Source organism: Undibacterium sp. Xuan67W, assembly GCF_049340165.1.
Classification (GTDB): Bacteria; Pseudomonadota; Gammaproteobacteria; order Burkholderiales; family Burkholderiaceae_D; genus Undibacterium.
Window position 1 is genome coordinate 187,153 of sequence record NZ_JBMPPN010000003.1, and the last position, 17,363, is coordinate 204,515.

The 17,363-nt window shown below is 49.7% G+C and carries 14 protein-coding genes; 6 read left to right on the forward strand and 8 right to left on the reverse strand.

Annotation, left to right across the window (positions count from 1 at the left end; all coding sequences use genetic code 11):
* Positions 1-54: 54 nt before the first annotated feature.
* Together ACO0LE_RS04000 and ACO0LE_RS04005 are read right to left on the reverse strand one after the other, a co-directional pair.
* On the reverse strand, positions 55-2,415 hold the full coding sequence (locus ACO0LE_RS04000; protein WP_422959118.1) for an EAL domain-containing protein: 2,361 nt from the start codon (positions 2,413-2,415) through the stop codon (positions 55-57).
* Positions 2,416-2,605: 190 nt separating this feature from the next.
* The gene (locus tag ACO0LE_RS04005) at positions 2,606-3,214 is read right to left on the reverse strand and encodes a methylamine utilization protein (protein ID WP_422959119.1); all 609 of its coding nucleotides are present in this window, start codon (positions 3,212-3,214) and stop codon (positions 2,606-2,608) included.
* Positions 3,215-3,571: 357 nt separating this feature from the next.
* On the opposite strand from ACO0LE_RS04005, the gene ACO0LE_RS04010 reads away from it, so the two are divergent.
* The gene (locus tag ACO0LE_RS04010) at positions 3,572-4,630 is read left to right on the forward strand and encodes a GGDEF domain-containing protein (protein ID WP_422959120.1); all 1,059 of its coding nucleotides are present in this window, start codon (positions 3,572-3,574) and stop codon (positions 4,628-4,630) included.
* Positions 4,631-4,652: 22 nt separating this feature from the next.
* Here ACO0LE_RS04010 and yedA read toward each other — a convergent pair whose 3' ends face one another.
* Entirely contained in the window at positions 4,653-5,534 is an 882-nt protein-coding gene (gene yedA, locus ACO0LE_RS04015; RefSeq protein ID WP_422959121.1) for a drug/metabolite exporter YedA, read from the reverse strand.
* Between the two features lie 128 nt (positions 5,535-5,662).
* On the opposite strand from yedA, the gene ACO0LE_RS04020 reads away from it, so the two are divergent.
* A complete protein-coding gene (locus tag ACO0LE_RS04020; protein ID WP_422959122.1) occupies positions 5,663-6,118 on the forward strand; it encodes an Lrp/AsnC family transcriptional regulator in 456 nt (151 codons plus the stop codon).
* A 109-nt stretch (positions 6,119-6,227) separates the two neighbouring features.
* On the forward strand, positions 6,228-7,163 hold the full coding sequence (locus tag ACO0LE_RS04025) for a LysR substrate-binding domain-containing protein (RefSeq protein WP_422959123.1): 936 nt from the start codon (positions 6,228-6,230) through the stop codon (positions 7,161-7,163).
* A 219-nt stretch (positions 7,164-7,382) separates the two neighbouring features.
* On the opposite strand, the gene ACO0LE_RS04030 is transcribed toward ACO0LE_RS04025, so the two are convergent.
* The 5 genes from ACO0LE_RS04030 to ACO0LE_RS04050 all read right to left on the reverse strand — a co-directional run bounded on the left by ACO0LE_RS04030 (position 7,383) and on the right by ACO0LE_RS04050 (position 13,235).
* Positions 7,383-8,525, reverse strand: a complete 1,143-nt coding sequence (locus ACO0LE_RS04030) for an ABC transporter ATP-binding protein (RefSeq protein ID WP_422959124.1) — start codon at positions 8,523-8,525, stop codon at positions 7,383-7,385.
* Between the two features lie 127 nt (positions 8,526-8,652).
* Positions 8,653-9,528 (reverse strand): carbohydrate ABC transporter permease, encoded by an 876-nt coding sequence (locus ACO0LE_RS04035; protein WP_422959125.1) that lies wholly within the window; start codon positions 9,526-9,528, stop codon positions 8,653-8,655.
* Positions 9,518-10,465 (reverse strand): carbohydrate ABC transporter permease, encoded by a 948-nt coding sequence (locus ACO0LE_RS04040; RefSeq protein ID WP_422959126.1) that lies wholly within the window; start codon positions 10,463-10,465, stop codon positions 9,518-9,520. The genes ACO0LE_RS04035 and ACO0LE_RS04040 overlap by 11 nt, the downstream gene beginning before the upstream one ends.
* A gap of 99 nt (positions 10,466-10,564) precedes the next feature.
* Complete coding sequence (locus tag ACO0LE_RS04045; protein ID WP_422959127.1) at positions 10,565-11,815, reverse strand: ABC transporter substrate-binding protein; 1,251 nt, start codon at positions 11,813-11,815, stop codon at positions 10,565-10,567.
* A gap of 148 nt (positions 11,816-11,963) precedes the next feature.
* Positions 11,964-13,235 (reverse strand): maltoporin, encoded by a 1,272-nt coding sequence (locus ACO0LE_RS04050; RefSeq protein WP_422959128.1) that lies wholly within the window; start codon positions 13,233-13,235, stop codon positions 11,964-11,966.
* 540 nt (positions 13,236-13,775) lie between these two features.
* Here ACO0LE_RS04050 and ACO0LE_RS04055 point away from each other — a divergent pair.
* The 3 genes from ACO0LE_RS04055 to ACO0LE_RS04065 are packed head-to-tail and all read left to right on the forward strand — an operon-like array spanning position 13,776 to position 17,335.
* Positions 13,776-15,089 carry an ABC transporter substrate-binding protein gene (locus ACO0LE_RS04055; protein ID WP_422959129.1) on the forward strand — a complete coding sequence of 438 codons (1,314 nt, stop codon included), beginning with the start codon at positions 13,776-13,778 and terminating at the stop codon, positions 15,087-15,089.
* A gap of 10 nt (positions 15,090-15,099) precedes the next feature.
* Entirely contained in the window at positions 15,100-15,813 is a 714-nt protein-coding gene (locus ACO0LE_RS04060; protein ID WP_422959130.1) for a response regulator, read from the forward strand.
* Positions 15,806-17,335, forward strand: a complete 1,530-nt coding sequence (locus ACO0LE_RS04065; RefSeq protein WP_422959131.1) for an ATP-binding protein — start codon at positions 15,806-15,808, stop codon at positions 17,333-17,335. The genes ACO0LE_RS04060 and ACO0LE_RS04065 overlap by 8 nt, the downstream gene beginning before the upstream one ends.
* The last annotated feature ends 28 nt before the right edge of the window (positions 17,336-17,363 follow it).

Below are 17,363 nucleotides of genomic sequence, written 5' to 3' on the forward strand. Positions count from 1 at the left end.
CGGCTATGCTGTAACGTAACCCATTGCTAGCCAACTTGCAAAAACCACCGAAGCTCAGCCCGGAGTGGATTCCCATGTCTGCAACCAGCTTAAAAATTGATCGGACGGCATAGGTTTACTAATGTAGTAGCCCTGTGCCTGATCACAGCCCATGTCTTTCAATAAGCTCATAACTTCTTTGTTTTCTACACCCTCGGCGACTACGCGTAATCCCATATTGTGACCAAGATCGATCGTCGACTTGACGATCTTGGTGTCGTCAATATCTTGTTCCATCTTCAGTACGAACGACTTATCAATTTTCAGCTCATCAACTGGCAGGCTCTTCAGATATGCCAGCGATGAGTAACCGGTACCGAAATCGTCAATCGATAAATCAGCACCCATTGCATGCAATCGTTCCAGCGTATTTTGCGCACGAACCGGATCATCCATAATCGCGCTCTCGGTTATTTCCAGGCAAAATGCGGCAGGAGTGATCTGGTGTTTCTCAAGGATATCTGCAAATTTATTCGGTAAATCCTGATCGAGTAAATCGCGGGTAGAGAGGTTTACCGACATCTTCAGCTGGCGACCATCGGCAATCCAGGTACTGCAAACACGGGCAGCCTCGTTCAGTACCCAGCGTGTCAGTTGACGGATAAAACCGGTTTGTTCTGCAAACGGAATGAATTGATCAGGATAAATGAAGCCACGCTCAGGATGTATCCAGCGTATTAGTGCTTCGACAGCAATCACCTTGCCGCTATCGAGTGCGACTTTGGGTTGTACATACAGACGAAAGTTTTCCTGCTCCAGCGCCGTTCTTAGCTCGCTTAATAAGGACAAGCTCTGCTGACTGGTCTTGTCTATTGCGGGCGTATAAGTTACTGCGCCACTGTTGGCATGTTTAGCCGTGTACATGGCTACTTCGGCCCGGCTTAATAAGGACTCCGCATCATTCGCATTATCAGGAAAACCGGCAATGCCGATGCCTGCGCCCAGATCTACCGTCTGATCTTCAATGGAGATCGGTTTTTCCAGAGACTGTAAAATTCTTGCTGCAAGATCTTGCGCCTCCCTGAAGGACGAATTCGGCAGCAGGATCGCAAATTCATCACCACCCAAGCGTGCTGGTTTTGTTCCGCCCTGACCTAATTCATCACTAAGTCTGAGCGCAACTTGTTTGAGCAACTGATCGCCAAAACTATGGCCCATCACGTCATTGACGTGTTTGAAACGATCCAGATCCATCATTAATACAAAGCAGGCCTGCTCCGTGGCGCGCGCCTGTTTGATTGCATCTTGCAGCATGCTCACAAACAAAGCGCGATTAGGTAAATTGGTCAGGGTGTCCCAATACGCTAGTCGCCGGATTTCTTTTTCACGGTTCGCGATACCGTCGCGCATCGTTGCGAAAGTCTGTGCGAGATCACCGATTTCATCATTTCTTTTTACTGTAATAGCAGCGGTGTAGTCGCCTGCACCTAATCGTTTCGCGGTATCGGCTAATTGCCGCATCGGTTCGGTAATCCGTTTGGTGCTGAGCACACTGATGATGCTGGCGATAATGACGCCCAATACGGTGAGGATCAGAAGATTTCTTTGTAATTTTTTGTAGGGAGCAATCGCTTCACTGACCGAAATTTGCAAGACTGCGACCGTCATTGAGTCAGCATTTTGAGCAAGCTTTAAGACGCGTGCGCTGTAGTCTTCATCACCGATGTTGAGGTCGGCAATGAGTTGGCTTTTCTCATTGATTTTCGGTACTAGTTGAGCCAGTTGCTTTACCTGTTCGCTATTCAGGGTAGATACACCCGGCTTCCATTTGCCATCAGCACCACTGGTAAGTAAGGTGACTTGTAATGCGGACAGCTCGCGCATATCGGCAACGATTTTTTGATCGATAGGAATCGCCATTACTACCCATGCAATCCTGACGGGTGCTTTGACAGAAATCATCACTAGCTGATAAGGATGTCCCTCTACGATGGCGGTACTGAAGGCGCTGCCATTTTCTGATTGCTCTGCCTGAATAAATAATGGCTGCAGAGATGATGTTGCATTATTCGCCAGACTATTATTGGTGGAGGCCGCAACAGTTTTGTCTAATCTGACTAAAGTAGAAAAGCTCGCGCCAAATCTGTCGCCAAGGTTACTTAGTGCAGATACGATTGTGTCGGTATCGTTGGTCGCAATCGCCTCACGGAATGCAAATTCGGACGCCAGTACGCGCGCGCCTTCGGTTAATTTTTGTTTGTTTTGATCGAGTAAGTGACCAAAAATTTTCTCGCTGATTTTTAGCTCTTCCTGAATTGCAGCGCGTGCATTGCTATCAATCGCATTACGGATAGCAAAAAAGCCCGCGAGCTGAACGGCGAGAATCAAGACGATAAACAGGGTAACGACACGACTTTCCAGACTATGCAAACGCATGAATTTCCTTGCAAAATACTTTTGATATAGCGGTGAAGTGAATGATTAATTAGCTCGTATTTCAATGACCGGCAAAAACGGCCAGCCTATGCATGCTTCTCTTTTGCGACACCTGCTCAGGCAAATAATTGCCGCGCTGTGCGGCGATCAAAAGGCTTTTCTATTTTAATGCCTGAATAGAGAAATTTTCTTAATTTACTTTGAAACCAAGCTTGATCGTAATCGTGGCATTGTCATCTTTAATATTTACCGGCTGTTCGCTGATAGCGTCACCTGTCATCTGTTTGAAGTGCCAGGCTTTGAGTGTGTATTTACCATTGGGAATAGACGCGACCCGGGCTTTGCCGCTGGCATCTGTCTTGGCAAAATAGGGCGTATCGACCACTTGAATATACGCCAGCATCTGATCGTGTATATTACAGCCGACGACGATCGTACCAGGTTTGTCGAAGATAATTGGCGCTTCGGGTTTGCCCGCGTAGAGCTTCAGCTCAAACGTCTTGGCTGGTGAGAATGAATATGCGTGGTGCCGGACGGTATCATTGTTCGGAAAGCTGATGGAAGTTCCTGTTTGCACGACTGTGACCAGTGGCATGAACTTTTTATCTTTTTGCTGAATTTCGGCATTCGCGGATTTTACTTTTTCTGCATTACCATTTTCAAAGTACACGACGGCATCTGCAACCGCTTGTCCCGCGCTGTCGACTACTTGCACCAGTTGACTTGCTTGCGCAGGGAGCAACTGCGTAGCGAGCAAGGCGATCACTGCAAATCGTTGAAGTTTCTTGGCATGTAACATCGTGGCTGTCCTTGTTAAGCAATCGTATGGCGCATTGCGGTCGGCAATGGTGACAGATTGCATTGGTGTCAGCCAACTTTACTGGTTTCTTTGTTTTCTTGCAGAGACTAAACCGCTTACTTGCTAGCTCCGTTGTTATAATAGTGTAAAAATTGCTATGTAAAAACCTTTGTTCCTCAGGTTTTATAAAGATAATGAATAAAATTGCAAGTATCCCAACCTGGCGCCGGCTTGCAAGTCGTAAGTAAATGCACTGTAATTGTTGTAAATGTTTTCGTGCTTATTGTTTCCTGGTTGCAGCTAAGGTATTGTCGTTCGACTTTATTTGCTTTTTTTCGGACATCTCTTAGATAGAGCATGGATTCCATCATAAAACACCTTGTGGAAATCACTGGTCATCGTGACCATGATCTCCTCAATATTTCTGTTATTTCTGCATTGTGCGAGTTGACCAATGCGGAATATGCGCGCGTGCTCGATATTGCTACGGTCGGGTTGCAGATATTTGTACAACCACAAATTACCATTAAAAACGGTAAGGTTGTCGCTTTAGCAGAACATGCAGTCGCGAGTCAGGGTGGTGATGTGATTGGTAAATACCCGGCTCTCGAAGAGGGGATCAAGCAACACATGAGCTTGATTGAGGGACGCTCTGAGGACGGCAAGCGCTTGATCTGGCTCCCGATGTGGGTCAATGAGAAGCTGAATACTTGTCTCGAAATAGCAAATCCCGCTTCATATTCAGAAAATGCCATGCAGGTCATGGAAGGTATTTTAATCGTCTATCGTAATTTCCAGAACCTGTTGGATTACAGTGAGCGTGATTCATTGACAGGATTACTTAACCGTAAAACGTTTGACGATAACTTCTCCAAAATTTTGCGGGCGAGCTCGCAGCAAACTAATGGTATTGGCGGGGAAGACGGTGACGAGATACAACAAGATCGTCGTGCCTGCGAGCCGGAAAAACAAAATTGGCTGGCAGTGCTCGACATCGATCACTTCAAGCGAGTAAATGATCAGTTCGGTCATCTGTATGGCGACGAAGTTCTGATTCTCATTGCGAATTTATTACGATCTTCTTTTAGACCCACAGATCGCCTGTTCCGGTTTGGCGGCGAGGAATTTGTGATCTTATTGCGCTCGACTTCCCAGGAAGATGCCCAGCATATTTTTGATCGTTTCCGTGAAAATGTGGAGCAATATAATTTCCCGCAGGTCGGCAGAGTTACGGTCAGCGTGGGTTTCGCACGCATTGATGCATTTGAACCGGCAGTCGCGATAATGGGACGTGCTGACCAGGCGCTGTATTTTGCCAAGAGTAATGGCCGCAACCGTACCTGCTACTACGATACGCTGGTGACCAGCGGTGACTTGCACGCCGAGCAGTCAAACGACACTGCTGAATTTTTCTAAAGCCAGCAGAAGAACGGTATTACTAAACGCTGTTTTTCTGCTTGCTGCGTGCCGTTGTCAGAATGAATACACTACCGAGAATAATCGTCATCGCCAGTATTTCGCGAGCCGCTACCTGCTCTCCTCCCAGCATCACTCCCAATGCCACGGCGATGACCGGATTCACATACGCATAGCTGCCAGCCAGAGCGGGCGGTACGGCGGATAATAAATACATGTAGGCCGTAAAAGCCAGCAAAGATCCGGCAACCACAAGATACGACCAGGCGAACATTGCATTCATGGTGATGGGCGCATTGAATTTTTCACCGGACAAAAAACCGACCACTGTCAGGAATACGCCACCCAGCAGCATCTCGCTGGCAAATCCCATGGCCCCTGGTGCCATCTTCAATTTACGCTGCGATAAGACGGAGCCGATATCCCAGCAAAGAATCGCACCCAGCAGACTGATAATACCGGCAGGCCGTGCTGAGAATTCGCCTCCCAGCGAGAGCAGAACAGCACCGGCGAATCCTATGAGGATACCTGTCCATTCGCGTCTGTTTGGCCAGTCGCCGAACAGGCCCACGCAGAAAGATAAAATCATCGGCGAGCACGCAATAAAAACTGCAGTCAGGCCGGACGAAATACTTTGCTGTGCAACTGCGGTCAGCCCCATGCCACCACCCAGCATTAGGACGCCGACAACACCGCCATCGCGCCATTCGCGCCAGCTTGGATTGGCGGTGCCACGAAATTTTTGCCAGGCAAACAGTAAACCACCCGCCATCAGGAACCTTGTCCCCATAAGTAAAAACGGGGGAAATGCGGTCAATGCGACATGGATGGCAAAGTAAGTTGAGCCCCAAACGATATACACCGTGAGTAAAGCAATCAAAACAGAGCGTGGCAAACGTGACATGACAATCTTTCGGGAAAAGCGACTTTGAATGCAGCTAGTGTAGGTGACTAAAACCAGATTATGAATGGATAAAGCAAGGTAAATCAGTTACATTACTTTGAGATTAATTGAAAAACAGGTGATTTTCCATGAAGTTGGATTTAGATCAGATGGATGCAAAAATCCTGGATATTTTGCAGGCCGATGCCAGAGTCACGCTGGCTGAAATCGGACGACGCATTCATATGAGTCAGCCCGCAGTCGCCGAACGGGTGAAACGTATGGAGGCCGCCAACGTGATCACGGGCTACCATGCGCGCGTCAATCCAGAAGCGCTGGGCTATGGCATTACCGCGTTTGTCCGCGTTGCCAGCCGCTCCAGCGATATTCCGGTTACTAAAATTGCTGAACAGGTTCCCGAGGTCATCGAGTGTCACGCGATTACCGGTGAAGATTGCGTGGTTGTTAAAGTGGTTGCGCCATCCGTCAAAGAGCTGGAGCGAGTGATTGTGAGTCTGGCCCGCTGCGGCGTCACATCGACGTCCCTGATACTCTCGTCGTCGATAGAGCGGCGAGCGATTACGCCGGTCACGTCGTCTGCATAAATTAATCACCTAATGCTCGCGTCTACATCAGGCTTCTTTGATCAAACCTGAATAGACGCCGAACGGACTTTGCCAGCCACAGCTGGCCACAACTAGCCGGATAAATTGCATGGAACTCCGCCAACTCCGTTATTTCGTCGCCATCGTCGATCATGGTTCCTTGTCCCGTGCGGCGCGCGTGCTGCATATCGTACAGCCCGCATTGACCCAGCAACTACAGCAGCTTGAAGAGGAATTAGGCACGTTGTTGCTGCATCGCTCAGCGCAAGGCATGCAGGCAACCGATGCCGGCAAACTGTTTTACGAGCATGCCCAAGCTATACTTAAACAAGTCAGTGATGCCAAATCCGCTGTTGCACAATCGACAGACAAGCCCACAGGCACAGTAGCGCTCGGCATACCGCAAAGCGCGTCCGGCGCCTTAGCTTTCCCTTTGCTCAAAGCAGTCCGCGCCGCTTATCCGGATATTGTTTTTCAGTTGACCGAAGAGTTAACCGGCAACCTGACCGAGCAGTTGCGTTCAGGGCGATTAAATCTGGCTATCTTATTTGACGATGGTCAGCTGGGAAATTTCGCGAGTAAGCCGCTGGTAGAGGAAGAGTTGATGTATATCACCCGCAGCGATTCCCAATTCGCCTGCAAGCGTAAAAGCCTCACCCTGGAAAAGGCGTTACAGGCGACCTTGATTTTGCCCAGTATGCAGCATGGCGTCCGGCCCCGAATAGAACAGGTCGTCAGGCAGCAAGGCAAGCAAATTGATCATGTCATTGACATCACCTCAATCGCGATTCTGAAGTCTGCGTTAATGGCGGATATGGGCGCAACCATCTTACCCGTGTCGCCGTTGCTCGCAGAAATTGAGCGCGGCGAGATGCGCGCTTCATCCATCAGCGACGTACAGCTATCGCGCACCGTGACTCTCTGTGCTTCAAAAAATATTCCTCTGACCAACGCTGCAATTGCTGTCGAGAATCTGGTGCTGACCGTGACCCGCGAGCTTTGTGTCAGCGGTAAGTGGCTGGGGACGACGAATTTAATACCTTAGCTCGGGGATGTTGATGCCATTGCAGATGTTTTAGTTAACGCTGAATAGCGCATAGTGATGCCAGAACGCGGTGCATTCGCTAAAGCGAATCCGCAGTCTGGATGCGCCTTCTGGCACGAAATGCCTCCGAAATCCGCATCCGGAATGCGGATTCAATTTTAGAAATTCTCTAATATTTATTATAAGCCAGGCTCTAATACGGATCTCACATCCTTCGCCTCAAGCCAGCCGCAGCTCGCTCACTGCATCAAAAAATACTGCTTTAGAAAGATCAAATGCCAGACGCATTGTTTGACCTGGCACTGCCGCTGCGCGCGGGTGGGTGCGGCAGGTGATTCTTGCTCCGTTGAAGCTAGAGAACACCAGCGTATCCGGGCCTGTTGGCTCCGTCAGTTCAATTACGCAGGCAACCTCAGTCGGAAGGTAGCCATCTGCGGTTTCAGAGCGGCGTGCGCTGACGGCATCTGTGACATGCTCAGGCCGGATTCCGAGAATGATGTCGGCAGGCGCATTGCCAGCTAGATTTTTTTTCAGGGACAGAGCTAATTTTTCTGGCAAAGGAAGGAGGGTCGTTTTCCCCGCGTGCTCCAGCATAAACGCGACATGTCCTGTATCGCTGACGAGCTTTCCGCGTAAAAAATTCATTGAGGGCGATCCGATAAAACCCGCTACGAACATATTCGATGGCTGATCGTAGATCTCCTGCGGGCTGCCAAACTGTTGCACGACACCGTCCTTCATCACGGCAATGCGGTCTCCCAGCGTCATGGCCTCGACCTGATCATGCGTGACATAGACTGTGGTTGTACCCAGACGCTGATGCATCAGCTTGATTTCAGCACGCATTTCTACGCGCAGCTTAGCGTCTAGGTTCGATAGTGGCTCATCAAATAAAAACAGTGAAGGGTTGCGTGCAATTGCCCGCCCCATCGCGACACGCTGACGCTGTCCTCCAGATAAGTGAGCGGGTTTGCGGTCCAGCAGATGCGTCATCTGTAATGTCTCGGCAACCCGCTCAACAATGCGCTTTTGCTCATCTTTGGGCACCTTGCGGATGCCAAGGCCAAACGAAATATTTTCTCTGACGGTCATCGTTGGATACAAGGCATAGGACTGAAACACCATCGCAATATCCCGTGACTTTGGCGGCACATTATTGACGCAGCGGTCACCAATACAGATTTCTCCTTCTGTCACGGTTTCCAGTCCGGCGATCATATTCAGCAGGGTAGACTTACCGCAGCCGGAGCCGCCAACAAGGATCAGAAATTCGCCTTCTTTTATCTCTAAATTAATGCCTTTTAAAATCTCTGCACCGTTTGGATAAACCTTGCGTACGTTGCGTATCGATAAACTTGCCATTCCTGCTGTCTCCTGAAACTATGTGTTGTCGTCGATTTTGTCAGGCACTAGCCATTCACGACGTTATTTTGATTGATATTGATTGATGTATCAGTGTGGTGCTTGAGTATTAGCCTCAGCCTCAGCCTCAGCCCTTCACAGCACCGGCAGTTAGACCTCTGACAAAATATTTACCGGCGACCAGGTACAAGACCAGGGTCGGCAGAGCTGCAATGATGGCCGCCGCCATGTTGACGTTATATTCCGTCACACCGGTCGAGGTATTCACCAGATTATTTAACGCCACCGTAATTGGTTGCGCATCTGAGCCGCCAAACACCACGCCGAATAAAAAGTCGTTCCAGATCTGGGTAAATTGCCAGATAAAGCACACCATAAAAATCGGTAAAGAAAGCGGCAAAATAATACGCCAGTAAATCATGCCAAAACCTGCACCGTCGATCCTTGCAGCTTTCACCAATTCGTCGGGTACCGATACATAGTAATTACGGAAAAATAAGGTGGTGAAGGCAATACCGTAGATGATGTGTACCAGGATCAGACCGTAAGTCGTGTTTGCCATATGCATCAGGCCAAGTAGACGGGCCATCGGTAATATCACCACCTGAAAAGGGATGAAACAGCCGACCATTAGTGCGGTAAAGACGATTTCAGACCCGCGAAAACGCCAGTGCGCCAGGATATAGCCGTTCACCGATCCGACAAAGGTCGAGATCAGCACAGCTGGAATCACCATCTTTACGGAGTTCCAGAAATAGGGTGCCAGTCCCTCGCATTGCACGCCAGTGCAGGCACCACCCCAGGCTTTGGCCCATGCAGCTGTATTCGGATGTAAAGGAATATCAAGCAGATTACCGCTACGAATTTCATCGAGGGATTTCAATGAGGTCGTGACCATGACGTATAGCGGCGCCAGATAATACAGAGCGCAAAAAACCAGCAAAACATAGATAGCAATACGACCCAGCCGCACACCGGATGATGTTGACGAATTAGCGTGCATGTCGCGCCTCTTTTGCTTCAAGATAAATCAAGGGAACCAGTACGGCTAGTACGGTTGCCAGCATCATCATCGCAGATGCAGCACCCAGGCCAAGTTGTCCGCGGGTGAAAGAAAACTGGTACATAAAAATCGCCGGAACATCTGATGACGTACCCGGTCCGCCAGCAGTTAGTGCCATCACTAGATCAAAACTCTTGATCGCAATATGCGACAACACCAGCAATACGCTGAAGAATACGGGACGCAGGGATGGAATGACGATACGGCGGTAGATAGTCGGCAGACTCGCGCCGTCTACCATGGCGGCTTTGATAATACTGTCGTCAATGCCGCGCAAACCTGCAAGAAATAAGGCCATGACAAAACCGGATGATTGCCATACGCCGGCAATGACGACGGTATAGATTGCCATATCGGAGTCAACCAGCCAGTCCAGAGTGAAGTTCGGAAACCCCCAGTCTCTTACCATTTTTTCCAGTCCAAGCCCGGGATTGAGTATCCATTTCCAGGCCGCACCCGTCACGATAAACGATAGCGCCATCGGGTACAGATAGATTGCCCGCAACGCACCTTCGACACGGATACGCTGATCAAGAAATACAGCGAGTAACAAGCCGACTACCAGGCAGATCAAAATAAACAGTCCACCAAAAATACCGAGATTGCTGGCAGATACCCACCAGCGGTCAATATCAAATAAAGCGACGTATTGCGAGAATCCAGACAACGTGTAGTTCGGCATCAGGCGGGATTCTGTCAAAGACAAATACGCGGTCAGTCCGATAAAACCGTACACAAAAATCAGGGAGGCGATGATGGTGGGTGACAATACGATGCGCGGAAGCCAGACATCGGCGAAACTGGCAAAGCCGTGTGGACTTTTACGTGGGCTGCTGTTGGGTGAGACACCCGGTGTTGCGGGGGAAGACGCTGACATCAAAAATCTCCGGATCGATCAGATGGGCATACATCGTCTGATTGATCTTATACATATTTAAGTTGGACGTCAGCCTAGCCGACGTCCAATTTTTTCAGATTACTTCGCTTTTGCCGCTTTGGCTAAAGCTTGTACCGCAGCCTGAGACGTCATGGTGGAGTTCATGAACTTCGCAATCACGTCCTGAATCGCGCCAGCCTTGGCAGAATCAATTGCCATACCGTGGGCGAAACTTGGTACCAGACCACCGCTCTTGCTCGTCGCATCCATGTCGTCCATGGATTTGAGTGCGCAGCTATCAAACTTGGCGCGGGACACGCCAGCCCGTGCCGGGATCGAACCCTTGTTCAGGTTAAATACTTCCTGAAATTCCGGACTCATCACTGCGCTGGCCAGAGTCAGTTGGGACTTTTGTTGGTCGTCTTTTACCTTGAACATCGTCAGCGAATCGATGTTGAAGGTGAACGCCTTGTCGGTTCCCGGCGCAGCGAGGCATAAGAAATCTTTACCTGCGACTTTGCCAGCCGCCGTGAATTCGCCCTTGGCCCAATCACCCATGAACTGCATACCCGCTTTGCCATTGATGACCATCGCGGTTGCCAGATTCCAGTCACGACCTGCAGCATCTTTGTCGATGTAGGTTTTGATCTTGGCCAGCGTATCGAACGTCTTGATCATCGTCGGACCAGTCAAACTCGCCTGATCGAGCTGAACGATGGCTTTTTTGTAGAAGTCGGCACCGCCTACACCCAGCGCAACAGATTCAAATACCGTCGCATCTTGCCAGGGTTGACCACCATGGGCGATCGCGATCATGCCGGCTTTTTTTATCTTGTCGGCAGCATCAAAAAACTCATCCCAGTTACCAGGGGCTTTTGCACCGGCTTTTTTTAGTACTTCCGGGTTGACCCATAACCAGTTGACGCGATGCACATTGACTGGCGCTGCGACATAGTGACCCTGGTATTTCATGATATTTGAAACGACCCTCGGCAAATTCGCATCCCATTTGCCTTCGCTTGCAGCGGCATCGATATTCGCCAGAACACCTTCTTTACCCCACTCTTGAATCGATGGACCTTTAATCTGTGCGGCGGTTGGTGCGCTACCGGCGATGACACGGGCTTTCAATGCAGTCATAGCGTTCTCGCCACCGCCACCGGCAACCGCGAAGTCTTTCCAGGTCACGCCTTTCGCTTCCATCATTTTTTTCAGTTCGGCGACGGATTTTGCTTCACCGCCGGAAGTCCAGTAATGCAACACTTCGACTTCAGCTGCCTGAACCTGAGCAGTGGCAGCGATCAGTGCTGTCACTGCCATTGTTGCCTGAACGATTTGTTTCAGTTTCATGATTGTCTTCTCCATTGTTTGCGACGTTTTGACTTGTTCGCAATGAGATTGATCTGGATATGCGGGAAGGAGGCGCAGTACCACGCTCCCTCCCGTTTAATTTTGTTATTTTGTCTGACTGAACCCGTGGTTCTGTCAACTATTCAAATCAAAACCAGGTTTCGAGTTGAATACCGACGGATGTGCCGCTAGTCTTGCTTCCATAGACCGGACCTGAGTTATTGCTCGCATTGACGGCGGCTGTTGCTGCATCATTCCATTTGCCATAGGTCACAAAGGCGCGTAACTCAGGGCGTGACCAGTAGCCTTCACCCATAGACAGCGTCGGGGCAAACGTTAATTTGGTCAAGCGCAACGCATCGCCGCCATTTGGCTGTGTAACACGGCTGGTGCCAATTTCTGCTTGCAGTTTGAAGTTCTTGGTCAAGGCATACACCGGTCTTGCACCTAATGTTGTCCAGGTAGATGAACCTTGGGCATCAGATTTGTCACGCTGCATCAATGCAATAAACTCTGTACTGAATTGCGCTGTCGGCTGAATGACCAAGTTATCAAAAATACGCAAGCGTGTCACGTCTGAGCCTAGCGTTGTGCTACCTGAGCTGCCAATACGATCACAGCAAGGGCCGCCAATACCGGTACCCGGACCAACGCCGTACTGAATACCGAAGGTATTTGCACCGCCAAAGACTTTATCCTGCTTGTGGAAGACCGAGAACTGCCAGCCGTTGTGGCGATTGTCGCCCTGAGCACTGATCAGGGTAAAGGCCATATCGACGCTGCCATTTTCATTGACTGGGACGCCTTCATAGATAAAATTCTGACGTACAGCAGCTGGGGTATTTTTTACTTTACCGGTTGTCGCATCAATCTCATTTGTGTCATTGTCTTTGAAGACGGCATAGCCTAATTTACCCGGACCGAAACCACCGACTTTATCAAAGCCGCCGCCTGTACCGTTCAGATTAATGTATTGCAAATCCAGCATATGGATATCAGGACGGAAGTAGTAACGCTTACCGATCCACGCCGTACCGCCGTTCAGGAAGTCCAGGCCTTTGGCCTCGACATAAGCTTTGGCGATTTCCGGTTTGGCATTACCGAAGTCAGAACCATTTTTGTAAGCATCAATCCACAGTGTGCCAACCCAGCTCACGCCGTTGTCGGATTTTGCCAATTCTTTGGTATAACCGCCTTCGAAATAGCTATCGCATTCATTGCCGAGGCGATACTTCATGGTGTTGCCACCTAGGTCGTAGCAGCTTTGCGGTCCTTTTTCGGAGCTGGAACCTACACCAGCACGTAAGTAACCATGGAATTCGCCTTCTGCGTCGCTGGCATGTGCCAGACCGGCGGACAACGTGAGGGAAATTGCGAGGGGTAATGCTTTGAGGGCAGCACGAGATACGGCCTTGGTCATAATGTCTCCTTTGTTATAAATTAATCGCTCGCTAGCAAGCTGACGCTGCTGTTGAGCATGCGGTCATTCCCGGTGTATCCCGGTTAGGTATTCATTTGTTGCTGATGGCTGCCTGAATTTTCTGACCATCATTTGCGCAAAACGCGTGCTGGAACTTCTCACGGTATTGCTGCATTTTGTTGCGGCGAGCAGACATTAACATTGCAGAATATGTGTCACCACCTGACTGTGGTTTGCGCTCTGATTAGATGTTAAGTGATTGATTTATATGAAAAAGTTAAAAATTGCGGTAAGAGGTCTTGTTACATAACTTTACGTTGTCATTTTTAAAAATTGTCGTGATGTCATGCAGATTTTGACAACTGTTCATAGGGAAACAGCTCACTCTTGGAGGCATTTCCGGGCTTGCAATAAAATGCAACGTAAGCTCACACTTCATTACAAATATCGATGCTTATTTACCTTCGCAACAACATTCACATCGGCTATAGTCTGTGCCGAGACAAAGAAGACCCGGAAGGACTCCGGAAGGACCCTCAGGTGCAAACAGCAAATACAAGATTGTTGCCCTTCACAGAATGCATATCTTCTTCCCGCCCGCAATGGAGACAAGTGCTGCGCGTGGTGACCTGGTTCATTTTGCTGATGGTGGCGAGCTCATCAACATGGGCGGATTCATTACAGGTACTGCATTGGTGGAAATCCACTAGTGAGCATAAGGCTGTCGATTTTCTGGCCAGTAAACTCGCGCAAGAAAACATCGTCTGGCGTGACGCAGTGATCCCCAGCGGATCCGGTGTCAGTGCAGGGATTGTCCTGAAAAGTCGCGTCTTATTCGGTAATGCACCAGAAGTGGCGCAACTCAACGGCGTCTTGATCGGTGAGTGGGCAGAACTTGGTTTGTTGCTGGAATTTGATGCGGTAGGCAGCAATAACAAGTGGGACAAAATTCTCTTTCCCAGCGTCTGGGCTCTGACTCAGTCTAAGGCCCATGTGGTCGCTGCACCGCTGGGTATTCACCGTATCAATACCCTATTCGTCAACCGCAAACTATTCAAAAAATACGACTTAGCCCTCCCTGAGACTTGGGACGAGTTTGAAATTGCAGCAAAAAAATTACAACAAGCAGGTGTTGTTCCCTTGGCTCAGAGCAGCGAACCCTGGCAACTTGCGACCTTGTTTGAGACGCTGGTGTTATCGGAAGCCGGTGCTGGTTTTTATAACGATATTTTTGTTAAAAAAGAGCAGTCCGGTTTTTTAGATCCGCGTTTCGGCCAAGCCTTAAAGCGCTTCCGTTCCATGAAAAAATGGATGGCAGCACCGGTGCAAGATCGTTCATGGAATGAGCTGGCAAGGCAATTCGCCGACGGCGGTGCCGCGATGATGGTGATGGGCGATTGGGTTAAGGCAGAACTAAATGCATGGGGACTGGCGACGGACGTCGGTTTTGCCTGTATGGCGGTACCTCAGACCGAGAATTATCATCTCTACGATATCGATACTCTGGTCATGCTGGCGGGAGACGGTTCCCACAAAGCCGCTCAAGAAAAACTGGCGCAGATCGTCTTATCGCCTGCTGTGCAGGGAGATTACAATCAGATCAAAGGATCGGTGCCGGTTTTACGTAATCCTGATATGAGCAAAATGGATAGTTGTGCCCGCACCTCGTGGAAATTATTTGCCCGCGGCAGTGCCGCGCAAGTACCAAGTCTGGCGCACCGCATGGCGACCGATGAAATTTCTAAAGATGCGATCATCGCGGAGATTTATCGCTTTTTTATGGATGACCAAATTACCGTAAGTGATACACAACGTCGCCTCGGTGCGATTGCCCGGTCACTGAAAAAAACTTAGACAGCACAACATGACACGCAAGATACTCGTGGTCGATGACGACCAAAAAACCAGAACCTTGTTGAAAGCGTATCTGGAAAAAAATCAATATGAGGTCAAACTCGCTCACAACGGCGAATCGTTTTTGACTGAATTTCAGCGCTATGCTGATGAATTGTCATTAGTCATTCTAGACGTGATGTTGCCGGACACAGATGGGTTTGCCTTATGCAAGGTAGTCAGAAACCGTTCGAATGTACCTATCATTATGCTCACCGCCAGCTCTGATGAAACGGACCGGATTGTCGGTCTGGAACTCGGTGCCGATGACTACATTGCAAAACCTTACAGCCCTCGCGAACTACTCGCCAGGATTAAGGCAATCCTGCGTCGTACACGCAATGAAAATGCTACTGCGCCACGCTACTACCGGTTTGTCGGATTTACTCTCGACACAGTGGAACGTACCGTCAGCGACAGTCATGGCGAAGTGATTGCACTGACCGGCCTGGATTTTCAATTATTAAAATATTTTGTGGAACATCCCGGCGATATTCTTGACCGTAATGTGCTGTGCGAAGAGACGCGTGGCCGTGATGCGGGGCCGCTGGACCGCTCGCTCGATGTACAGATCAGCCGCCTGCGTCTGCGCCTACATGACGATGGCAAGCAGCCTGCATTGATTAAGACGGTACGTGGTGCCGGCTATGTTTTTTCTGCCGATGTCGTCAGTACTCATGCCTAGTTCCTCTCCTGGTCCGTCTCTTAGCCCGTCTCTTTCTCAGCGCCTGTTACACCGCATTCTTCCGCAGTCTTTGCTCGGACGTCTGACAGTGGTGATGGTGGCAGGTGTCATGCTGACCCAGGTTGTCGGTAACGCTTTCTGGACTTCTCAGGTACGTATAGAATCTGAGGCCGAAACTAAGGCATCTTCGCAGCACGTCGCGCGTAGTGCGGCCTCGACTATGCGTTATTTTTTTGGATTGCCTTCAAACTACCGACCTCTGACCATCCAGCTATTCCGCGAAATGGGCGGTACCCGGTTTTTCGTGAATATCAACCAGCAACCCGTTAAGCTCAGAGAGATGACGGATAACCGGCTCACCACATTGGCGGTACAGCAGATACAAACCTCTCTCAAAGAGGAGTTGCCCAAGTTATCCAAGCTACACATAGGATTTGCCTGGCCTACCGATCTGGTGGTTTCTGATGACGGATCGCTGATCAGTGAAGTTCCGGAAAAATGGGTACAACATATTCTGATCACCGAACCCAATCCCGCGCCGATACTCGTGTTGCAGACAGAAATGGATGATGGTCGCTGGCTGTATATGGCGACGCTGATGCCGAATCCTTATTTCTTCAAAAGCGGTGATCCTTTTTCTCCTGACCGTGTGCTGCTACAAGCGATGTCCCTGGCTGCGGTGCTGGTATTGTCGATCCTCGTCGTGCGCTGGACCACGCGTCCGCTGGCAGCTTTGTCTGAGGCGGCACAAGCTTTTGGCAAGGGTGAGCATGCGCCGCCATTGCCAGAGACCGGCAGTAAAGAGTTTGTCAAAACCGCACGTGCCTTCGGTGAAATGCGTGAGCGCATCCAGAAATATATTGACGATCGGGAGCGTCTGTTCGTCTCGATCTCACATGACTTACGTACACCGATTGTGCGCTTAAAATTACGGACCGAATTACTTGACGATGACGCAGTCCGTGCTGAGTTTCATGACGATCTGGATGAGCTGGATATGATGGTCAAGGGCGCACTGCAATGCGTGAAAGACAGTGATATTTACGAAAATCCTACCGAAATACGTCTCGATGCCTTGTTGGGACGCATGGTAAAAGGCGCGCATCTGGCGGGCCATGAAATTTCGTTTAACGAGTCCGGCCTGACCATTTTTGCCAAGCCGCTGGCAATCAAGCGTGCGGTTGGTAATTTGCTGGACAATGCAATTCACTACGGCAAGCAAGTCGAGATCCATGTTGTTGAGCAGGCAGACAAAATCGCGATTGAGATCCGCGACCACGGACCTGGTGTGCCTGAAGATGCGTTTGCGAGTTTATTCGAACCTTATGTCAGGCTGGAGCATGGTCGCCATCAGAATGCGGCAGGCATGGGCTTAGGCCTGGGCATTACCCGCAGTATCGTGCAGGCACACGAGGGTGAATTACAGTTAAAAAATCATCCTGAGGGCGGTTTGATTGCAACGATCCTATTGCCGGGGCGGCATGATGCTTTGGTCTCGCACTCAACAGAGCGCGACGCATAAGCTCGCATACGGACTTACGCAAAAAACT